Origin of the sequence: Rhizobium sp. 18065, assembly GCF_902706095.1 — a bacterium.
GTDB lineage: Bacteria > Pseudomonadota > Alphaproteobacteria > Rhizobiales > Rhizobiaceae > Allorhizobium.
In genome coordinates this window covers 806,393-827,127 of sequence record NZ_CACSJP010000001.1, presented here as the reverse complement: position 1 = coordinate 827,127, position 20,735 = coordinate 806,393, and the positions used below count along the sequence as shown (strand labels likewise).

At 62.2% G+C, this 20,735-nt stretch carries 21 protein-coding genes; 13 read left to right on the top strand and 8 right to left on the bottom strand.

The features are described 5' to 3' along the window. Nucleotides 1-38 precede the first annotated feature (38 nt). The 4 genes from GVK95_RS03930 to GVK95_RS03915 all read left to right on the top strand — a co-directional run bounded on the left by GVK95_RS03930 (nucleotide 39) and on the right by GVK95_RS03915 (nucleotide 2,343). Nucleotides 39-407, top strand: coding sequence for a hypothetical protein (locus tag GVK95_RS03930; protein ID WP_159946740.1), 369 nt, complete (start codon nucleotides 39-41; stop codon nucleotides 405-407). Nucleotides 408-477: 70 nt separating this feature from the next. Beyond that, nucleotides 478-846 carry a DUF305 domain-containing protein gene (locus GVK95_RS03925; protein ID WP_159946738.1) on the top strand — a complete coding sequence of 123 codons (369 nt, stop codon included), beginning with the start codon at nucleotides 478-480 and terminating at the stop codon, nucleotides 844-846. Nucleotides 847-961: 115 nt separating this feature from the next. Beyond that, entirely contained in the window at nucleotides 962-1,669 is a 708-nt protein-coding gene (locus GVK95_RS03920; RefSeq protein WP_159946736.1) for an HAD family hydrolase, read from the top strand. A gap of 8 nt (nucleotides 1,670-1,677) precedes the next feature. Then, on the top strand, nucleotides 1,678-2,343 hold the full coding sequence (locus tag GVK95_RS03915; RefSeq protein ID WP_159946734.1) for a DNA-3-methyladenine glycosylase I: 666 nt from the start codon (nucleotides 1,678-1,680) through the stop codon (nucleotides 2,341-2,343). 3 nt (nucleotides 2,344-2,346) lie between these two features. Here the strand turns inward: GVK95_RS03915 and GVK95_RS03910 are convergent, their stop codons facing one another. Further along, complete coding sequence (locus GVK95_RS03910) at nucleotides 2,347-2,982, bottom strand: DNA-3-methyladenine glycosylase I (protein WP_159946732.1); 636 nt, start codon at nucleotides 2,980-2,982, stop codon at nucleotides 2,347-2,349. 228 nt (nucleotides 2,983-3,210) lie between these two features. On the opposite strand from GVK95_RS03910, the gene GVK95_RS03905 reads away from it, so the two are divergent. Together GVK95_RS03905 and GVK95_RS03900 are read left to right on the top strand one after the other, a co-directional pair. Continuing rightward, the gene (locus tag GVK95_RS03905; RefSeq protein ID WP_159946730.1) at nucleotides 3,211-4,023 is read left to right on the top strand and encodes a L,D-transpeptidase; all 813 of its coding nucleotides are present in this window, start codon (nucleotides 3,211-3,213) and stop codon (nucleotides 4,021-4,023) included. Nucleotides 4,024-4,124: 101 nt separating this feature from the next. Then, the gene (locus GVK95_RS03900; protein ID WP_159946728.1) at nucleotides 4,125-4,808 is read left to right on the top strand and encodes a L,D-transpeptidase; all 684 of its coding nucleotides are present in this window, start codon (nucleotides 4,125-4,127) and stop codon (nucleotides 4,806-4,808) included. Nucleotides 4,809-4,859: 51 nt separating this feature from the next. Here GVK95_RS03900 and GVK95_RS03895 read toward each other — a convergent pair whose 3' ends face one another. The 5 genes from GVK95_RS03895 to GVK95_RS03875 all read right to left on the bottom strand — a co-directional run bounded on the left by GVK95_RS03895 (nucleotide 4,860) and on the right by GVK95_RS03875 (nucleotide 10,079). Beyond that, nucleotides 4,860-5,330, bottom strand: a complete 471-nt coding sequence (locus GVK95_RS03895; protein ID WP_159946726.1) for a hypothetical protein — start codon at nucleotides 5,328-5,330, stop codon at nucleotides 4,860-4,862. A 73-nt stretch (nucleotides 5,331-5,403) separates the two neighbouring features. After that, nucleotides 5,404-6,708 (bottom strand): glycolate oxidase subunit GlcF, encoded by a 1,305-nt coding sequence (gene glcF, locus GVK95_RS03890; protein ID WP_159946724.1) that lies wholly within the window; start codon nucleotides 6,706-6,708, stop codon nucleotides 5,404-5,406. Nucleotides 6,709-6,770: 62 nt separating this feature from the next. Beyond that, on the bottom strand, nucleotides 6,771-7,151 hold the full coding sequence (locus GVK95_RS03885; protein WP_159946722.1) for a DUF4870 domain-containing protein: 381 nt from the start codon (nucleotides 7,149-7,151) through the stop codon (nucleotides 6,771-6,773). Further along, nucleotides 7,148-8,356 (bottom strand): glycolate oxidase subunit GlcE, encoded by a 1,209-nt coding sequence (gene glcE / locus GVK95_RS03880; RefSeq protein ID WP_159946720.1) that lies wholly within the window; start codon nucleotides 8,354-8,356, stop codon nucleotides 7,148-7,150. The genes GVK95_RS03885 and glcE overlap by 4 nt, the downstream gene beginning before the upstream one ends. A gap of 289 nt (nucleotides 8,357-8,645) precedes the next feature. Then, on the bottom strand, nucleotides 8,646-10,079 hold the full coding sequence (locus GVK95_RS03875) for an FAD-linked oxidase C-terminal domain-containing protein (RefSeq protein ID WP_159946718.1): 1,434 nt from the start codon (nucleotides 10,077-10,079) through the stop codon (nucleotides 8,646-8,648). Nucleotides 10,080-10,231: 152 nt separating this feature from the next. On the opposite strand from GVK95_RS03875, the gene GVK95_RS03870 reads away from it, so the two are divergent. Further along, nucleotides 10,232-11,128, top strand: coding sequence for a LysR family transcriptional regulator (locus tag GVK95_RS03870; protein ID WP_159946716.1), 897 nt, complete (start codon nucleotides 10,232-10,234; stop codon nucleotides 11,126-11,128). Nucleotides 11,129-11,170: 42 nt separating this feature from the next. On the opposite strand, the gene GVK95_RS03865 is transcribed toward GVK95_RS03870, so the two are convergent. Continuing rightward, nucleotides 11,171-12,580 carry a DUF6880 family protein gene (locus GVK95_RS03865; RefSeq protein WP_159946714.1) on the bottom strand — a complete coding sequence of 470 codons (1,410 nt, stop codon included), beginning with the start codon at nucleotides 12,578-12,580 and terminating at the stop codon, nucleotides 11,171-11,173. A gap of 211 nt (nucleotides 12,581-12,791) precedes the next feature. Between GVK95_RS03865 and GVK95_RS03860 the strand changes: the two genes are divergently transcribed. Next, nucleotides 12,792-13,688, top strand: a complete 897-nt coding sequence (locus tag GVK95_RS03860) for a DMT family transporter (RefSeq protein ID WP_159946712.1) — start codon at nucleotides 12,792-12,794, stop codon at nucleotides 13,686-13,688. Between the two features lie 24 nt (nucleotides 13,689-13,712). On the opposite strand, the gene GVK95_RS03855 is transcribed toward GVK95_RS03860, so the two are convergent. After that, nucleotides 13,713-14,984 carry a DUF3422 family protein gene (locus tag GVK95_RS03855; RefSeq protein WP_159946710.1) on the bottom strand — a complete coding sequence of 424 codons (1,272 nt, stop codon included), beginning with the start codon at nucleotides 14,982-14,984 and terminating at the stop codon, nucleotides 13,713-13,715. 180 nt (nucleotides 14,985-15,164) lie between these two features. Between GVK95_RS03855 and GVK95_RS03850 the strand changes: the two genes are divergently transcribed. The 5 genes from GVK95_RS03850 to GVK95_RS03830 all read left to right on the top strand — a co-directional run bounded on the left by GVK95_RS03850 (nucleotide 15,165) and on the right by GVK95_RS03830 (nucleotide 20,731). After that, a complete protein-coding gene (locus GVK95_RS03850) occupies nucleotides 15,165-16,004 on the top strand; it encodes a FadR/GntR family transcriptional regulator (protein ID WP_159946708.1) in 840 nt (279 codons plus the stop codon). 221 nt (nucleotides 16,005-16,225) lie between these two features. Next, nucleotides 16,226-17,563, top strand: coding sequence for a glycosyltransferase family 1 protein (locus GVK95_RS03845; RefSeq protein ID WP_159946706.1), 1,338 nt, complete (start codon nucleotides 16,226-16,228; stop codon nucleotides 17,561-17,563). Continuing rightward, nucleotides 17,560-18,300 (top strand): HAD-IIB family hydrolase, encoded by a 741-nt coding sequence (locus GVK95_RS03840; RefSeq protein ID WP_244618633.1) that lies wholly within the window; start codon nucleotides 17,560-17,562, stop codon nucleotides 18,298-18,300. Before GVK95_RS03845 ends, GVK95_RS03840 begins: the two co-directional genes overlap by 4 nt. A gap of 214 nt (nucleotides 18,301-18,514) precedes the next feature. After that, on the top strand, nucleotides 18,515-19,024 hold the full coding sequence (locus GVK95_RS03835; RefSeq protein WP_200844195.1) for an NUDIX hydrolase: 510 nt from the start codon (nucleotides 18,515-18,517) through the stop codon (nucleotides 19,022-19,024). 165 nt (nucleotides 19,025-19,189) lie between these two features. Next, complete coding sequence (locus GVK95_RS03830) at nucleotides 19,190-20,731, top strand: inorganic phosphate transporter (RefSeq protein WP_159946700.1); 1,542 nt, start codon at nucleotides 19,190-19,192, stop codon at nucleotides 20,729-20,731. The last annotated feature ends 4 nt before the right edge of the window (nucleotides 20,732-20,735 follow it).

Below are 20,735 nucleotides of genomic sequence, written 5' to 3'. Positions count from 1 at the left end.
GCCTTGCTTTTGGCCCAATCGCGCTTACCTTGTCAGCCATGAACAGGTTCATCCGTCTCATGCTGCTGATTGCAGCCCTGGCCTATGGTGCGATGCCGATCTCCGGCGCGATTGCCATGGGTATGGGTATGGGGATCGGGATGGCGGACAATCCCGGCCAACACGAAATGTCGGCCATGACGGCAGATCCGGACTGTCCACATGCCGCCACCGCCTCCACGCCGGTGGGCAAAGCCGGTGGAGCAAAGATGCTGCCGGGTGGACATTGCGCCGCCTGCGTGACGCTGGTGCCGCAAATCGCTTTTGCCGATGCCGGAAAGTCGGCGCGGGCCGCAGAAGCGCCGCAGCTTTCGCCACGTCTTCTCTCACTCGTGCTTGCCCCCCAGGTGCCCCCTCCCCGGGCCTGATCAATGCTGTTGTGGCGGCTTGACCGCCAGACCACCATTCGATCATCCCGTCTGAGAAAAGGGAAAAACCATGCTGAAGACAATCATCGTTGCGGCGTCACTGACGCTCGCTCTCACTTCCACGTTTGCCATCGCCCAGGACCACACGATGCATCAGGACCATATGATGCCGATGGGCGATGACGGCCCGTCGTCGAAGGCCTTCCAGGCGGCCAATGACAAGATGCATGCCGACATGGCAGCGCCGCTGACCGGCGATGCCGATGTCGACTTCGTCCGCGGCATGATCCCGCATCACCAGGGCGCAATCGACATGGCCCGGATCGTCCTGGAATACGGCAAGGATGCGGACATCCGCAAGCTGGCCGAAGAGGTGATCCAGGCGCAGGAAGGCGAGATTGCCATGATGAAGGACTGGCTGTCGAAGCACGGCCAGTAGTCCACGCCGTGAAAGAGTGAAACAGCCTTGAACAATCGCAATGGCGCGGCAAAGCGCCATTGCTTTGCCGAAGTGGCAGGCTAATCTCTGGCGCATTCACATCCCGGAGGGCGCGATGTCCATTCGTCCGATCACCGTCGTCGGCTTCGACGCCGACGATACGCTTTGGCAGAACGAGCAATACTACAAGCTGACGGAAGCGCATTTTCAGAGCCTTCTGTCGGAGTTTGCCGAAGGCGACCGCGTTTCGGAACGGCTGCTGGAGGCCGAGAAACGCAACCTTTCCCACTATGGTTTCGGCATCAAGGGCTTTACCCTGTCGATGGTGGAAACCGCGCTGGAGATCACCGAGGGCCGGGTGCCGGGCACGGTGATCGGCGAAATCCTGTCGATCGGCCGCGAACTTCTCAGCCACCCGGTCGAATGCCTGCCGCATGCACGCGCGGCACTGGAGGCGCTTTCGGGCCACTATTTCCTCGTGCTGATCACCAAGGGCGACCTTTTCGACCAGGAACGCAAACTGGCGCAGTCGGGGCTCGGCGATTATTTCGACGCCGTCGAGATCGTTTCCGACAAGTCGGCGACCACCTATCGACGGATTTTTGGCAAACATGGCGAGGGACCGGAACGGTCGGTGATGATTGGAAACTCGCTTAAATCAGACATCGTGCCGGCGATTGCCGCTGGCGCCTGGGGCGTGTTCGTGCCGCATGAACTGACCTGGGTGCTCGAGCATGTCGACCGGCCGACCGAGGCACCGCGTTTTCGCGAGATCGCGCATCTGGGCGACGTTCCGTCTCTGATCGAAACGCTGGGACAGTAGGAGCGCCGATGCGAACTTTCGAGGACATCTGGTCGCTTGCCGTCGATCGCCGGGGCGAGGCCGAGGTGATGGACGGGCTTCAGCACCCAAAACCGCTTGCCGAGATTGCCGCGACGCCCGACGACCGCTTCCTGGCGACGATGACCCGTTGCATCTTCCAGTCCGGCTTCAACTGGAAGGTCGTGGATGCCATGTGGCCGGGCTTCGAGGCCGCCTTCGACGGTTTCGACATCGGAAGCTGCGCCATGCTGCATGACGAGGATTTCGAACGGCTGGTCTCCGATACGCGGATCGTCCGGCATGGGCCGAAGATCAGGGCCGTGCAGCAGAACGCCGCCTTCCTGTCGGAGATCGCTCGCGAACATGGCAGCGCCGGCGCCTTCTTTGCCGACTGGCCGGCGGACAACTATATCGGTCTTCTCGACCTGCTGCAGAAACGCGGCACCCGACTGGGCGGCAATACCGGGCAGTATTTCCTGCGCTTTTGCGGCATCGACAGTTTCATTCTGTCGCGAAGCGTCGTCAACCGGCTGATCGCCGAGGGCGTGGTTGCCAAGGCTCCGACATCGGCCAAGGACAGGGCCGCGGTGCAGGCAGCCTTCAACCGCTGGCGCGAACAGTCCGGCCGCTCCCTGACGGAGATCAGCCGCGTATTGGCGATGAGCATCGACTAGCCGTTACGGACGCACGAAAACCAGCCGCTTCTGCTCGATTGTCTCCCGGCAGCAGCAGCCTTCGATATGATCATTGACCAGACCCATGGCCTGCATGAAGGCATAGACGGTGGTCGGCCCGACAAAACTCCAGCCGCGTTTCTTCAGATCCTTGGACAAGCGTATCGAGGTCGGCGAGGTCGGGTTGGCCCTCAGCGTCGCATAATCCATGCGGGCGGGACGCTCGCACTGATCCGGCTCGAAGCTCCAGAAATAGCGGGCCAGCGAGCCGAACTCGGCCTTCAGGTCGATCGCATGGCGGGCATTGTTGATCGTCGAGACGATCTTGCCGCGATGGCGGATGATGCCGGCGTCGGCCAGGCACCGGGCAATATCGTCGTCGCCGAACAGGGCGACCTGGTGGAAATCGAAACCGGCGAAGGCTGCGCGGAAATTGTCGCGCTTGCGCAGGATGGTCAGCCAGGACAGGCCCGACTGGAAGCCTTCGAGGCAGATCTTTTCAAACAGCCGGATATCGTCGGTGACCGGATTGCCCCATTCCTCATCATGATAACGGCGGTAATCGTCCAGTCCGCCATGCCAGAAGCAGCGGGCGAGCCCGTCCTCGCCGGTGATCAATCCTGCCTCGTCCGTTGTCATGTCAGCCTTCTCCCTTGCCACCGGTGCGTCGTCTCCGGCGTTTACCATTTGTTCACGAAGTTTCCAAACGCGGCGCTAACCCTGACGAAAGGTTTACGCCGCCGAATGCATTTTCATGAACGCCTGTTTACCAATTGGCGGGGTTCGGGCTGGCACGATCCGCGTCAGCAAGGCGCATGCACTGATGCCGCCTTCTGTTGTTTTCGGTCCCATGTAGCGAGTTGTCCGATGTCGAAAAGAATGATCCTGCTGGCGCTCATTGCCAGCCTGCCGCTGGCATTCCCGGTTGCCGCCAGCGAGCGTTACCAGAACCGTCCGCCGGTCATCGTCAGTCCCGACCTGTCGGCCCCATGGGTGATGCAGCTGGGTGGCGTGCCACAGCAGCGGCAGCGGGTGGTCGCGCCGGCCCAGCGCCGGGCTACACCCGTCTATCAACGCCAGGTCCTGCAGCAGCAGCGCCCAGTGCAGCAGCGACAGCTACGCCAGCAGCGCCGCACCCTGTTCGACCAGCCGGGCGCCGTTTCGCGGCAGCCCGTGGTGCAGCAGGCGGCCATGCGCCCGAACAAGCCGGTCAAGACCCAGATCGACCCGATCTTCCTGCCGCAGATGGTCGCCTACGAGACCGAGCACAAGCCGGGCACGATCGTCATCGATACCAACAACCGCTTCCTCTACCTCGTGATGGATGGTGGCCAGGCCAAGCGCTACGGCGTCGGCGTCGGCAAGCCGGGCTTCGAATGGGCTGGAACGCACAAGGTGACACGCAAGGCCGAATGGCCGTCCTGGCATCCGCCACAGGAAATGATCAAGCGCGAAGCCGCCAAGGGCCACTATCTGCCGGCCTCGATGGAAGGCGGGCCGGAAAATCCGCTTGGTGCGCGCGCCATGTATCTCGGCTCCACCCTCTACCGGATCCACGGCACCAATGCGCCCTGGACGATCGGCAACGGGGTGTCCTCCGGCTGCATCCGCATGCGAAACGAAGACGTGACCGATCTCTATGAACGGGTGAATGTCGGCACCAAGGTTATCGTGATGTAAAACACACAGGCGGCAGGGATGCAGCCAGCAGATCAGTTAGCACTTGCTTTGGGAGGGGAGTCGGCTAGGCTCTCCTCCTATTGTTTTTCGGGGGACTATCCATGCAGACCAGCATTCGACTTCGTGCCGCTGCCGCATTACTTGCGGTCGCATTCGCCCTGCCCTTGCCGGCCGAGGCAATCAGCCTGAACCGTATCGAGACGACCAGCGACGTGACGCTGGTGGCGCAGCCGAAGCAGGTTCCGGAAAAATTCAAGCGTCGTGCCGTGCGGCTGCAGACCAACGAACAGCCGGGCACGATCATCATCGATACCAACAACAAGTTCCTCTATCTCGTCGAGGGCAAGAACCGCGCACTGCGCTACGGCGTGGGCGTCGGCCGCGAAGGTTTTGGCTGGTCGGGCGTGGTGAAGATCGGCCGCAAGGAAGAATGGCCGAGCTGGCGTCCGCCGGCCGAAATGCGCCAGCGCGAGGCGGCCAAGGGCCATATCCTGCCGATCGTGCAGGAAGGTGGCGTGGACAATCCGCTCGGCGCGCGCGCCATGTATCTCTACAAGGGCGGTCGCGACACCATCTTCCGCATCCACGGCACCAACCAGCCCTGGACCATCGGTCTCAACATGTCGTCCGGCTGCATCCGCATGATGAACAAGGATGTCGAGCACCTGTACGAACGTGCCTCGATCGGTTCCAAGGTCATCGTCGTCGGCCCCGGCAATCGTCAGGGTGATGTCAGCTTCGAAGACCGCGGCATCGATTTCCTGCGCACCGTTTTCGGCGGCTGAATTGGCAGGCAGCCAGCGTGGTGACGACACATCACGCCGGCAGCGGCAGCGTCACTTGATGGTGCAGAAAATGGGAGCCTCGTGTGAAACGATCGTTTCGCGCGGGGCTTTTGTGTCTCCGGTCAACCGGGCAACCTTCAGGGCATAGCTGCCTTTGAAGCTTTGCTCCTGATCCGAACCACGCTGGGTCAGGACAGAAAGCTCGATCTGGGCGGTCGGTTTTTTCGCCGGAAGGAAGGCGCGGATCTGGAAGCGCATTTCCTTTCCGTCCATCCAATATTGCTGCAGCATGTCGGAATTGATCTCGAACCGGCCAAGCTCGGGCGGCGCGTCCGGCCCCTTTACCGCGGCAATGCCGCGAAAATGCACCAGCTTCTTTGGATCTTTCTTGCTGAAGCCGCTTTCCAGCGACATGTTCAACACCGCGTCCGACGTGGCGCAATAGATACGCCCAGCGGCATATGCCGGACCCGAAACCGCGACCAGGACCGCCAAGGCGAGAGAGGCCACCAATTTTAACATGCTTCCTCCTTGGGACTACACCGTCCCAAGCTCAGCATAACAGCAAGCACTTAATAATTTACGCCCGAGCCGGCTAACGGACGTCGAGAGCGCTCGGTTTTTCGCCACCATAGGCCCAGTCGAGCAGTTCGACCGTGTGCACGATCGGAATGCCGGTGGCCGAGCCGATCTGGGTCATACAACCGATATTGCCGGCTGCGATCAGGTCCGGCTTCGTCGATTCAATGTTCCTGACCTTGCGGGCCTTCAGCCTGGCGGAAATATCGGGCTGCATGATGTTGTAGGTGCCAGCCGAGCCGCAGCAAAGATGGCCTTCGGGCGGGTCCTTTACCGTGAAGCCAGCCGCCTTCAGCAGTTGCTTCGGCGCCATTGTCACCTTCTGGCCATGCTGCAGCGAGCAGGCCGAATGATAGGCAACGGTCAGGCCCTTCGGTTCGCAAGCCGGCAGGTCGAGGCTGGCAAGATACTCTGTGACGTCTTTCGCCAGGGCCGAAATCTTCGCCGCCTTTTCGGCATAGGCCGGATCGAGGCGCAGCATGTGGCCATAATCCTTGATCGTGGTGCCACAGCCGGATGTGGTGATGATGATGGCATCCAGCCCGCCGGCCTCGATCTCGCGACACCAGACATCGACATTGCGGCGGGCCGAGGCAAGCGCCTGTTCTTCGCGTCCCATGTGATGCACCAGCGCACCGCAGCAGCCCTCCCCTTGCGGAACAACCACTTCGACGCCGAGCCGGGTCAGAAGACGGATGGCGGCTGCATTGATGCCGGGATCGAGTACTGGCTGGGCGCAGCCGGTCAGGATGGCGACGCGGCCACGGCGATGGGTCAACGGCGGATGCCTTGCCGGTTGTGCCAAGGGCGATGGCGCCGGCACGGACGCAGGCGCAAGCCGCAGCATGGCGGCGAACGGCTTCAGCGACGGAACGCGATCAAACAGACCAGCCAGGGGACGGCCGAGACCGGCGAGCTTCAGCGCCAGTCGGAAGCGGCCCGGATACGGCAGGACCATGGCCAGGATACCGCGCGTCAGGCGATTCACCAGCGGTCGCCTGTAGGTCTTTTCGATATGGATGCGGGCATGGTCGACCAGGTGCATGTAGTCGACACCCGACGGACAGGTCGTGGTGCAGGCTAGGCAGGACAGACAGCGGTCGATATGGGTGACGATCTCCTTGTCGGCGGCGCGGCCGTTTTCCAGCATGTCCTTGATCAGGTAGATGCGGCCGCGCGGGCTGTCGAGTTCGTTGCCGAGCGTGACATAGGTCGGACAGGTCGCCGTGCAGAAACCGCAATGCACGCATTTGCGCAGGATCGATTCCGCCTCCGCAATATGCGGATCGGCAAGCTGCTCGGCGGTGAAATTGGTCTGCACGTCGATCCTCCGAAAGAGCGGTCTCCGAGTGAACCCGGATCGCCGCTCTCCTTACTTGCTGATTAGACCCACCAACTGTCGGGTCGTTCGATCGGCTGGTTTGCCGAAACCTTCTGCAGGCCGATGACGCAGCGCACGACGATCCAGATCGCGGTGGCAAACAGCAGGATCAGGCCGAAGAAGAAGATCGTCAGAATGGAAGAGACCAGCGCATAAAGGAGACCGATCCAGAAGGTGCGGATAGCCCAGGTATAATGCGTGTCGACCCAGGCAGGCCCCTTGCCGCGGTTCATATAGGCGATCACCAGGCCGATGATGCCGCTGATGCCGACGACAAAGCTGACGAGATAGAGGCCGTAGACCAGTTGGGCGTTCAGCCGGCCCGGCGTGAACCAGCTCTCTGTCGATGAAGGGGTCGGCACTTGCGAATTCGGGTCGGTCATAGCGAAGCTCCTGGCGCCATCAAACCGGGATTGAAGATCCCGTGCGGATCGAATTTTGCCCTGATGCGCTGTGAAAGCAAGGCGACCGCCGGCGATTGCGGCTCGAAGGCCGGCGTGACGGCACGAACGGCATCCGGCGCCCGCATCAGCGTCGCATGACCGCCGCCGAGCGTGCGGATACCATGGCGCAGGATCTCGGCTTCCGGGTCCGCCTCCATGTGCATCCAGATCAGGCCACCCTGCCAGTCGTAGAAGGCATCGATGCCGGCGCGCAGGCGAAGACCGGCGACCAGTTTCCAGCCCTCCGAAGGCGGCATGGACACCCGCCAGAGCGGGCGCTGCGATCCATCGGCGTAAGGAGCAACATCGCGGATCTCGTGCCAGAGTGTCGTCGTCTGTTCGACCGGCAGCCTCGAGACCGGACCATGGGCTGCCATGGCAGCCAGCAGTGTCTCGGCGCGTACGGCAACGGAGGCGGCGAGCCCTTCCAGCCGTAGCACGGTGGCAGCCCCTTCCGGCAGAACGCCGCCGATGAAGCGGCCGGCCACACTTTCGGGAAGATGCGCGGCACCCGAGACTTCGACCGGCAGTGCCATGGCCGCCGCCATGGCCCGGACAGCGGCCTCGTCTTCGAGACCGGACAGAACGATGGTCACAGCCGTCTTCGGTGTCGGCAGCACCTTGAAGGTGACTTCGGTAAGAAAACCCAACGTACCATGGGAGCCGGCGAGAAGCTTGACCAGATCGAGCCCGGTGACATTTTTCATTACCTTGCCGCCTGCCTTGATGACCTCGCCGCGTCCATTGACGAAACGCACGCCGAGCAGATGGTCGCGGGCAGCACCCAAAGTGAAGCGGCGCGGGCCGGAGGCATTGCTGGCAAACAGGCCGCCGAGCGTCGGCTCACCAGCGGTCCCCATCAAACCGCGATGGTCAATCGGCTCGAAGGCCATGCCCTGGCCGTTTTCCGCCAGTGCTGCCTCGATCTCGGCGACCGGCGTGCCGGCACGGGCGGTAATCACCATTTCCGCAGGGTTGTAGGCGGTGATGCCGGTAAGATTGGTGGCGCTCAGGGATACTGCGCCCGTCACCGGATTGCCGAAGCCGGCACGGGTGCCGCCACCGGATATCCGCAGTGGCTGACCATGTCCGGCATGGTCGCGGACAATGTCGGCCGCTTCGGTTTCGGTTGTCGGGGTCAGCATGGCATGGGCTTTCGAGCAAAGCGACGTGTGATTGGCTTTCGGGCCTCGCGGGTGTGAATACCCCCCTCTGCCCTGCCGGGCATCTCCCCCACAAGGAGGGAGATCGGCAAGACGCGGAACCTTCGCCAATCTGATCCGAAGGAGAACACAGCAGCTTTGTCGGCAGGTACAACTGACGGGGCGACATTATCTTCTGGTCGCAGGGTGCCGGGAGGCGGTTCTATCGATCTCCCCCCTTGTGGGGGAGATGCCCGGCAGGGCAGAGAGGGGTGCACCATCGAAGCCACCATCACGACCTGCCCTCCAGCGGAAAGACCTTGGAGGGATTGAGGATCCAGGCCGCGTCAAACGCGGCGCGCACCGCCATCTGCTGGGCGAGATCAACCTCGGCAAACTGATGGCGCATCAGGTCGCGCTTCTCGATGCCGACACCATGTTCGCCGGTCAAGCAGCCGCCGGCATCGACGCAGAGTTTCAGGATTTCCATGCCTGCGGCTTCGGCCTTGGCGGCATCCTCGGGGTCGTTGATATTGTAGAGGATCAGCGGGTGCATGTTGCCGTCACCGGCATGAAAGACATTGGCGACGCGCAGGCCGTAATGCGCGATGATCTCTGAGGTCTTGCGCAGCACATAGGCGAGCTGGCTGAGCGGCACAGTGCCGTCCATGCAGATGTAGTCGGCGATGCGACCGGTGGCGCCGAAGGCGGATTTGCGGCCTTTCCAGATCAACGCGGCTTCGGTGGCGGATTGGCATTCACGCACCGTCTTGACGCCGTGGCGCCTGGCGATCTCGACGATGGAGGCCAGCATCGCATCCATCTCCGCTTCCGAACCTTCGACCTCGACGATCAGCAGCGCTTCGACATCGAGCGGATAACCGGCCTTGGCAAAGGCCTCGCAGATCTCGATCGCCGGCTTGTCCATGAATTCGATCGCGACCGGCACGATGCCGGCGCCGATGACATCGGCGACGCAGGTGCCGGCAGCTTCCGCGCTGTCGAAGCCGAACAGCACCGGGCGCGCGCCTTCGGGCTTGGCGAGCAGGCGCACGGTCGCTTCGGTGACAATGCCGAGCTGGCCCTCCGAGCCGCAGATGAGGCCGAGCAGGTCATAACCTTCTGCATCGAGATGTTTGCCACCGAGATCGATCACCGTGCCATCGACCAGCACCAGTTTGACGCCGAGCAGGTTATTGGTGGTGACGCCGTATTTCAGACAGTGGGCGCCGCCGGAATTCATCGCGATATTGCCGCCGATGGTGCAGGCAAGCTGCGAACTCGGATCGGGCGCATAAAAGAAGCCATCGGCACCGACGGCTTCGGAAATGTTGAGATTGGTGACGCCGGCCTGCACGGTCGCCGTGCGGTTGGCAAAGTCGATGTCGAGGATGCGGCTCATGGCCGACAGGCCGAGCACCACCGCATCCTCCTGCGGGATCGCGCCGCCGGACAGCGAAGTGCCTGCGCCGCGCGGAACGACCGGTATGGTATAGCGATGACAGTATTTCATCACGGCTGCGACCTGGGCCGTGGTTTCCGGCAGGACGACCGCGAGAGGTCGGCGGCGATAGGCGATGAAGCCATCGGTCTCGAAGGGCACAAGCGCGTTGGGCTCATGCACCAATCGTCCGGCGGGCACAAGCTCGGCGAGATCGGCGAGGATTTCGGCGCGACGCGACAGGATGGCGGCCTGCGGCGGCAAAAAGGCGATGGCTTCGGACATCTGTTCTCCCCCTTCCTCTCACCCTAGACGGGGACGACCGGATGCTCAACCACAGTCAATCCGATCAACTGGTATAAATTTCTTACCACTTTGAATGCCATACAGCAAATGCTATGCACTTATGACAAATCAGGAAAAAGTAGCATTCATTCATGACCAATCTTGGCGACCTTGAAGTCTTCGTTCGCGTGATTGCGGCGGGAAGCATGTCCACAGCCGCGCGCGATCTGGGCCTGTCGCCCGCCGTGGTGTCGAAACGCATCAAGCGGCTGGAGGACAAGCTCGGCACCCGGCTCCTGCAGCGCACGACGCGGCAGATTTCCTTGACGGAGGCGGGCCAGGGGTTTCACCAGCGGGTCCTGACGATCCTTGGCGGGCTGGAAGAGGCGGAGGCCTTTGCTTCCGGCCGTTCCTCGGAGGTCAATGGCACGCTGAAGATCTCGGCGCCGACGTCGTTCGGCCGCATGCATATCGCGCCGCACCTGAAGCCCTTCATGCAGACGCATCCCGATCTGGAAATCAATCTGGTGCTCTCCGACGAGTTCACCGACATTGTCGGCAGCGGATTCGACCTGGCGATCCGCATTGCCGAGCTGAACGACAGTTCGCTGGTGGCACGCAAGCTCGCGCCGGTGCGCCGTGTTCTCTGCGCCTCGCCGGACTATCTCGCCGCGCATGGCGAACCGGCGGCGCTGGAAGATCTCAAACGCCATCGCTGCCTGCCGGCGCACAATCACGAAGCCTGGCGGCTCGAGGGGCCGACCGGCCCCGTGACGCTGCGCCCGGAAGGCATGCTGACCACCAATTCGAGCGAGGTGATCCGCGAGGCGGTGATCGCCGGGCTCGGCATCGCCCTGCGCTCGACCTGGGATATAGGCCTGGAACTCAAGTCCGGAAAACTGGTGCAGGTGCTGCCGACTTATGAAAGCTCGCGCAACGTGGCGCTGTCGGCGGTCTATCCGAGCCGGCAGTTCCTGCCGGCCAAGGTGCGGCTGTTCATCGACTACGTGGCAGAGCTCTACGGACCGCACCCCTACTGGGATCGGTAAGCATTCGCCTACCAAGAAGGCACACACCAACAGCCGTCCGGCCTACGGCCAGATCCCCGGAACCGCACTCCAGAAGCCATGTTTCTTCGGATGGTTGCGGCGCAGGTCGTCGACGAAATCCTCGTGATCCTTGAGCCTTGCATCGTCCGGCAGATGCGGCGCGATCCGGCCAAGCTCGACAAGGTAGCGGGCGGCATTCGGATAGGCGATACCGATGCCGCGGCGCAGGATATCTGATATCAGCGTGCGATAGAGGACCGTTGCCGCCAGCGGCTGCTGATCTGCCAAGGCTTCCGCCGCCGGCGCCAGATCCTCGAAATAGCGGCCTTCCCAGCGATCATCGTGGCGCAACACATGGGCGGCCGCACGATCGAGCTTGGGCCAGGTGACGAAGAACTCCAGCGCGGCGTAGATGTCGCTGGCATTCTCGACCACGGCAAAGGCCCGATCGATCTCGTCGAATTCGGCGAAATCATCGAGCTTGGACAGATAAAGCTTGAGGACAGTTGGATCGAAGGTCTCGGAAAACTCGCGCCAACGCAGAGCCTGGGCATCCTCGCGGCGCTTCAGCCGTTCGAGGATTTCCGCCTCGAGCAAGCGGCGTTCGCGGGCGCCGTATTCCGGACCGACCGAGACAAGCTCACCCCTGAACGGCAAAAGCCGCAGGCCGCTCGGGCGTTGCTGTACCCATTCCAGTGCGTCCTGAAAACGGCCGGCGGCATGCAGGAGTGCGGCCATGGCCAGCGTGTCGCGACGGTTTTCCGGCTTGGTGTTTTCGAGCTTCAGCAATGTGTCGAGGTCGCCCTGATGCAGGGCAAGCGCCTGCAGGAGATCCAGCGCCCCGAGTTTCAGGGGTTCCTTGGGCAGGACTTCGTTCAGCAGCGCCTTCCAGGTGTCGGCAGCCGGCTTGCCGAGAACGCCGGTGAGCGTCGAGAGGAAGCCGGTGTGTTCGCCGTAGCGATCGCGCAGCCGCAGCTTTTCGATCTGCGGCACCAGCAGCACCTGTTCTTCCGGCGCGATCGTTGCGATCAATTCGGCGGCTGCGATCTCGGTATCGTCGAACACCTTCCACAGCCGGGCATTGTCCGACACTAGCCGCGCCGAGATCGGGAAGCGCAGCGCGAGAAACCGCAGGATGCGCTCGGCAGCGCCGGCCGGGTCGGCAGCGCCGAGCTCGGAGAGGATGTTGCGCGACAGACCGGCGAATTCGACCGCCATATCCTTGGCGCGGGCATTGTTGATACGAGTCGTCGCCTGATCATAAGCATCGAGGCGCTTGTCGAGCAGGCGGGCCATTTCGTGCGGGCCGGTCTCGCCGGCCAGTGCCGTCAGCAGCCGCGCCTTCAGCGCCTTGTTGGCCGTCGCCTCCTCAAGCAGGATCTCGACCAGCTTGTCGAGACCAAGGCCGGACAGGCCCTTCTTGTCGAGTTTTGCGCGTATCTGCCTTGCCATATAGTCCGCTTACATCATTCCTGCTGTTGCCACCTATATCGGCTGCCCGGCAAGGACGGGCAAGTAATTTTCGTCTTCGCGATGCCATCGAACCGAAACCAGCCGATCTGGCCCGTTTCAAGCTTGGCGAATATCGGTCCGCCCGGTGGCCAATCCCTGAGGCGCCTGCTAGAGAGCAGCCAACGCACACACCCTTGCCAGTCGGTTTCCCATGTTCCTGTCCGAACTTCTCGCGCTTGGCGCTGCCACCTGCATTGCCATGAGCGGCATGCTGATCAACGAGTTGAACGGCAAGGTCGGACTTTTCCGCCTGGCACTGTGGCAGATGACAGCGGCCGTGATCATGACCGGCACGGTATCGGTTATTCTCGGCGGCTGGCGCCATGTCGAGGCATGGCATGTCGGTTATCTCGCCGCCTCCAGCCTGTTTGGCATCATGATCGCCAGCACGACCTATTTTGCGGCGATCTATGCCGCCGGCGCGCGGGTAACGGCCCTGCTGTTTTCGCTGACCTCGCCCTTTGCACTTCTGCTCGGCTATCTTGTGCTCGGTGAAACGATCAGTCTCAGACAGAGTGGCGGGGTGGCGCTGGTGCTGGCCGGGATCGTGCTCGCTGTCGGACTGCCGGGAAAGCCGGGGATCCACGCAAAACATCCCGTGAAGCCCGGGGGAAACGTGCCATGGCGCGGCGTGGTGCTCGGAATCATCACGGCGCTTGGCCAGGCACTGGGCAGCCTGTGTGCCCGCCCGGCCATGGCGGCGGGCGTCGAGCCGTTCACGGCGATGGCCATCCGTTCCGGCCTCGCTGCCCTGTTCTTCATCGTCATTGCACTGCTGCCAATCGCGGCCCTGAAGGACCGGCAGAGTTTCGCTTGGCGCCATCTCGGACTTGGCGTCGCGGCCTCGTTTTTCGGCACAGGGCTTGGCATGTCGCTGCTGATGGCGGCGCTGGCACAAGGCAATGTCGGCATCGTCTCGACTCTGTCGTCGATGACGCCGGTCGTCATCCTGCCGATGCTGTGGGTGCGCACCGGAAAGCCTCCTGCCGCCACGGCCTGGATCGGCGCAGCCCTGGCGGTGATCGGAACAGCGCTGATCAGCCTTTGACGGGCTGGGCGCAGAGACAGGCTTTCAATGCCCGTCTTCGTGGCTCTTCCTGATCCGCCGCACCACCCACCAGACACCGAGGACTGCAAACGGTACGGACACGCCGGTGATCACCGCCGGATCGACCGGCAGGATGTCGTGGCTGATGGCCTTTGCCGCATAGCCGATCAGGCCGACGACATAATAGGAAATGGCGGCAACCGAGAGGCCTTCGACCGTCTGCTGCAGGCGCAATTGCATCTCTGCGCGGCGGTTCATCGTGGTCAGCAGATCGGAATTCTGCCGCTCCAGTTCGACATCGATCCAGGATCGCACCAGTCCCGTGGCCCGCGACAGCTTGCGCGACAGGTTGGCCTGGCGTTCCTCGATCGACTGGCAGGTGCGCATGGCGGGCGCCAGACGTCGTTCCAGGAAGGAGCCAAGCGTCTCGTGACCCGGCACCGGCGTCTCGTCGAGTGTCTTGATGCGCTCGCGCACGATGCCGTCATAGGCGCGGCTGGCGCCGAAGCGATAGAGGCTGAGCGCGGCATTGGCCTCGAGTTCGGCGGCAAGGCGGGTGATCTCGGCCAGCATCTCGTCGGATTCTTCGCGTGCATGGGCTTTCATGCGCTGGGTCACGGCGGTCAGGCCATCCTCGATGCGGCGGATTTCCGGCGACAGCGTCTGAGCAAGCGGCAGGCCGAGCATGGCCGTCGTGCGATAGGTCTCGATGTCGAGCAGGCGCTGCACCAGCGCGCCGCGGCCGGCTTCGGTCATACCGCGATCGATGACGAGGATCTGGGTGAGACCATTTCCGTCCTGGCGAAAGTCGGTCAGCACCGCCGCCTGGCCGTTCTTCAGCTCGCTGTAACAGAGGCTGGCGGGATCGAACGCCGCCTTGGCTTCGGCGATTTCCGGGCCGTCCGGGCGCAGTTCCAGTCTTATGCCGGAAATCAGCGGACCCGGCGCGGTAAAGCCATCGCCGAAAGGATGGATCGAGACGTCGCCACCGAATTTTTCCGGCACCGGACCATCCCAGAACCAGGTGGAAAATTCGGTGTGACGCTCCCAGCGCAGCGTGCCCTGCCCCCAGGCCAGCTGGTGATGGCGGGCCTGGCGTTCCGGTGGCGCGATGCCGCGCCCGCGTGACAGTTCGGCGATCGCGGCATGATGCACGAGCGCGCCACCATCCGTCATGAAAGCGAGCTGGAAGATCACCCGGCCGGATTTGACCAGCGCATAGGGACGCGCATGGATCTCGCCGAGCGCCAAGGCCCGGTCCGGAGCCAGCGGAAATGCAAAATCACCCTTCGCCACTCATCCGTCTCCCCTTGCGTCATCCCAAGACGTAGCAGCGGGAGGGACATCCGGCAAAGGCCCAATCGTCACAGCGCCCGCAAGCAATGGACAAGTGTCGCGTTTCCGCCACGAACAAAGTGGATCGATAATTTGACCAATTGCGCCGCCGCTTGATAAAACGCGCAAAAGGAGACGCGGATGAGCGACAAGGATGACGGGCTGTTCGCCGGGGTAAGCCATAGCCGCACAGCCGACGAAGTGGTGCACCAGCTGGAATTGTTGATCCTCGACGGCGTGCTGCGCGATGGCGACAGGCTGCCCGGCGAGCGCGACCTTGCGCAATCGCTCGACGTCTCCCGGCCGATCCTGCGCGAGGCGCTGAAAGAACTGGAAGCGCGCGGCCTGCTGGTCAGTCACCACGGTGGCGGCACCTTCGTTGCCGATATCATCGGCCAGGTGTTTTCCAAGCCGATCACCGACCTGATCTCGCGGCATGCGCGGGCGACCCGCGACTATCTGGAATACCGGCGTGAACTGGAAGGGCTGACGGCGGAGCTTGCCGCCAGACGGGCGACAGAGGCCGACAAGGCGCTGTTGTCGCGGATCATCGACGACATGCGCCGGGCCCATCAGATCGGCCAACCCGAAGGTGAGCTTGCCGCCGATGTCGAATTCCACAACGCGATTGGCGAAGCGGCGCACAACGTCATCCTGCTGCACACGATGCGCGCCTGCTACCGGCTGCTGTCCGAAGGCATCCTCTTCAACCGCCGGGCCGTTTTCTCGCTGGCCAATGCCCGCGAACGGCTTCTCGAGCAACATATCGCCATCCATGACGCCATTCTTGCCGGCGATGCAGCCCTGGCCAAGCAGGCGGCGCAGGCGCATATCGACTTCGTCATGCAGGCGGCAGCCGAGACGGCACGGTCGGACGAGTGGAGCCGGGTTTCGAAGCTGCGCATGATCCGCCGCGAGGGCCAGCCCACGTCCGGCCGCAGCCAGCGCACCGGTGTTCTGCCCAAGCCGGAAAACGATTGATCCTCCGTCAGATGCCAAGGCCTATGAGTTGGCGGGCAACCGGTTTGCCGCTGTCAGCAGCCAAACCGACATGAGTTTTTTGTTGCTCATTTCAGCATCTTAACCCATAAAATTCAGACGCAAGCGCCATTTTCTGAAATTTTAATCTCACAACTTGGAACTTTTGCGTATGATGCGCGTTGTCTATCCGCTTCATACGAACAGATTTTCAAGTGGGGACCATGACAAAACATATCGACCCGCAGGAGACGCCGCGTATCGCGCTGGTTTCCACCCATGGCTATGTGGCCGCTCACCCACCCCTTGGCGCAGCCGATACCGGCGGACAGGTGGTCTATGTTCTGGAACTGGCCAAGAAGCTCGCGCAGCTCGGCCATCAGGTGGACATCTACACACGCCGCTTCGAGGATCAGCCGGAAATCGACGTTGTCGACGATAATGTGCGCGTGGTGCGCATCCCCTGCGGCGGCCGCGATTTCATTCCGAAGGAATATCTCCATCGCCATCTGAACGAATGGAACGAGAAGGCGCTACGCTACATCAAGCGCGAGGGGCTGTCCTATCTGTTCATCAACAGCCACTACTGGGACGCCGGCGTTGCCGGCCAGCGCCTGTCGGAGGCATTGGGCGTTCCGCACATTCACACGCCGCATTCGCTCGGCATGTGGAAGAAGCGGCAGATGGAGACCGACTATCCGGAGCGGGCCGACAAGTTCGAGACCGAATTCAACTTCAAGGAACGCATCCAGCACGAATTGATCGTCTATCGCAGCTGCCAGCTGGTCGTGGCGACGACGCCGATCCAGCTCGACATGCTGACGCAGGACTACGGCGTGGCCCGCAACCGGGTGCACATGATCCCGCCTGGCTATGACGACAACCGCTTCTATCCGGTCTCCAACGCGTCGCGGCAAATGGTTCGCAACCGGCTCGGTTTCGAGGGCACGGTGGTGCTGGCGCTAGGCCGGCTGGCGACCAACAAGGGTTATGACCTGTTGATCGACGGGTTTTCCGTCATGGCGAGCCGCATTCCCGATGCGCGGCTCTATCTGGCACTCGGCGGCGAGAACCTTGATCCGCAGGAACAGAAGATCCTCGATGAGCTGCATGCCAAGGTCAAGCAATACGGACTGGAAGACCGTGTCGACTTTTCCGGCTTCATCGCCGACGACGATCTGCCGGATTATTACCGGGCGGCCGACATGTTCGTGCTGTCGAGCCGCTACGAGCCGTTCGGCATGACCGCGATCGAGGCGATGGCGAGCGGAACGCCGACGGTGATTACCGTGCATGGCGGGCTGTTCCGCGCCGTGAGTTATGGACGCCATGCGCTGTTTGCCGATCCCTTCGATAAGGAGGATCTCGGCATCACGATGATGAAGCCGTTCAAGCATCCGCGACTCTATGACCGCCTGTCGCGCATGGGCGCACACAAGGCACGCAGCCTGTTCACCTGGACGGGCATTGCCCAGCAGCTGGTGGCGCTGGTCGAGGGTCGGCCCGTGGCACAAGCATTGGAAGAAAGTGACTGGGCTGAACCATGGAACGACGGCGATTGAAACCGATCCGGCTTTTTTCATCCGATCTTGACGGGACACTTGCCGGCGACTGCCGGTCGACGCTGGAATTTGCCAGGCTGTGGGACGCGCTCGACCCACAGAGCCGCCCGCTGCTCGTCTATAACAGCGGGCGCCTGGTCGATGACATCATCGAATTCACCGCGGAAGAAGGGCTGCCAACCGCAGACTTCATCATCGGCGGCGTCGGCACCATGATGCATGCGGCACAGGACGAAACGCTTGCGCCGCACTATACCGGTGCCCTTGGTCGCGACTTCGATACCGAGCAGATCGAAGCGTTGTTTTCAGGCCTCGATACGATCAGCCGCCAGCCGGAGCGTTTCCAGCATGGGCTGAAATCGAGCTGGTTCCTGCACGATGCGACGACCGAGATGCTGGTGGAGCTGGAACAACTGTTGTTGAGTGCAGGTCATTCGGCGCGGGTGGTCTATTCAAGCAACCGCGATCTCGACATTATCCCTGCTTTGGCCGACAAGGGGCAGGCTTTGACCTGGCTTTGCCAAAGGCTCTCGATCGGACTGGACGAGGTCGTCGTTGCCGGCGATACTGGCAATGATCGCGCCATGTTCGAGTTGCCGTCCGTGCGCGGCATCATGCCGGGTAATGCGCTTGGCGAACTCGCAAGCCTCGCGAAGGCCAATCAGGATATCGTCCTGACACAAGGTCGCTGCGCCGCCGGCGTGATCGAAGGCTTGCGCCATTGGCAGGTGCTTTGACCGCGCCGGTCTGCGACAACGTCTGGCTGGGCTTGCATGCAAACAACCAAACTTAGTCCATTGCGCCATGACATGTCGCTTGACGGTGACCTCGTCTGGTCTGCAGCTGTTAGCAGAACGAATCTGTGTATTGACCTGTTGCTTTTGCTGCCACGTCTTCATCTTGTCGCGTTATCGTGTCTAATTCATATTAGAAAGTTAAGGTATAGGGTTTTTGGCTATTTTGCGCCGTATGGCATCCGATCTGAAGCTCATGTTCCGCCGACCGCTCAGGCAGCAGTTCGCCGCGATATGCTATCGGCTGCGCAAGAAGAACGGTGATCTCGAAGTTCTGCTGATGACCAGCCGCGACACCGGCCGCTGGGTGATCCCGAAGGGCTGGCCGATGGAAGGCAAGAAGGCCCATGCCGTTGCCGAACGCGAGGCCTACGAGGAGGCTGGCGTCAAGGGCAAGGCATGCAAGGAGCCGATCGGCTTCTATACCTACCACAAGCGCATGGATGGTGGGCTGAAGATCCTGTGCCGGGTCCAGGTTCATGCACTTCAGGTCAAGGACATGCTTGAGGATTTTCCGGAAAAGGGCATGCGCCGGATGGAATGGGTGAACTGCCAGGAAGCGTCATCGCGCGTGCAGGAACCGGAACTGAAGATCCTGTTGCATACGTTTGAGCAGAACATGATCAACCGGGGTGCGGCGCGCAGCCGGATCAACGCCGCAGAATAGGCCAGAACAACATTCTCCGCCTTATTGAACCTCCGGCTTTTTGCGCTTACGCAAGGAGATCACATGCGCGCCTGCGTCGTCGATAGACGACGCGCGGCCCCGCATCATACCCCAATGCCTCGGATGGCAAGACATCGGGTCATTCCATCCGAAGGAAAGCAGCACATGACCAAACCCGACCTGAAACCGCCACCCAGAGCGCAGTCCAAACTGTCCAAGCCGACGTTGGACAAGGATCTCGACAAGATCACCTATGCCGAGGAGGCAGTCCAGCATCTGTCGCGGCGCGTGCTACCCTTCGGCCTTGGCCTGGTCTTTCTGGTTCTGGTCATGGCCCTGGCCGGCATCTATGTCAGCGATCGTCCCGGAGCCGTGATCATGGTCGCCGCTGCCGTTCTCGGCGGCTACATGGCGATGAATATCGGCGCCAATGACGTGACCAACAACGTCGGCGCTGCGGTGGGCGCACGGGCGATCTCGATCGGTGCAGCACTCGCGATGGCTGCCGTCTTCGAAATCGCCGGCGCCGTGATTGCCGGCGACACGGTGGTGATGACGATTTCCCGTGGCATCCTGGCTCCTGAAGCCGTCGGCAATCCACAAGACTTCGCAACCGCCATGCTTGTCGCGCTACTGGCCGCAGCTCTGTGGATCAACCTGTCCACATGGCTGAACGCACCGGTCTCGACGACACATTCCATCGTTGGCGCGGTCATGGGTGCCGGCATTGCAGCTGCCGGGATGAACTCGGTGAACTGGGGGGCGCTCGCCGGCATCACGGCAAGCTGGATCATATCGCCACTCCTGGGTGGCGGACTGGCAGCCCTGTTTCTCGCTTTCATCAAGGAATTCATCCTCTACCGGATCGACAAGATCGGCGCTGCCAAACGCTGGGTTCCGGTCCTTGTTGGCCTGATGGCCGGCGCGTTCACGCTCTACCTGACCGTCAAGGGCATCGGCCAGGTATTCGAACTCCGGCGCTTTGACTCGGTGATCGCGGGCTTCTGCGTCGGTCTTGGCTGCTGGCTCGTCGCCATTCCCCTGGTCCGCCGTCAGGCGGAAGGGCTTGAGAACCGCAATCAGTCGCTGCGCAAGCTGTTTCGCCTGCCGCTGGTGATTTCCGCCGCCCTACTCTCCTTTGCCCACGGCGCCAATGACGTTGCCAATGCCATCGGCCCGGTGGTGGCGATTTTCCAGGCGATCGGCGAAGATACCGCCATGGCGCGCATGGGGACGCCGACCTGGGTGACGCTGATCGGCGCCTTCGGCATTGCCGTCGGCCTGCTGCTCTACGGTCCGCGCCTGATCCGCCTCGTCGGCACGCAGATCACCAAGCTCAACCCGGTGCGGGCCTATTGCGTCGCGCTGTCGGCAGCAGTGACCGTCATTCTGGCCTCGTCGCTCGGCTTGCCGGTCAGTTCGACCCATATCGCCATCGGTGCCGTGTTCGGCGTCGGCCTGTACCGCGAATGGTATATCCGCAACTCGAAGCGCCGCATCGCATATCTGCGGGAGAAATTCGGCCATTGGGAAGCCGAGGATGAACAGATTGCCGAACGCGATCCGGACGAAGTCGGTCGCCGCCGTCTGGTTCGCCGTTCGTATTTCATCACCATGATCGCCGCCTGGAGCGTGACAGTGCCGTGTTCAGCCGGTCTGGCCGCACTGCTCTACGGCGCCATTTCGCTGATTTTCGGCCAAATCTGAGGGT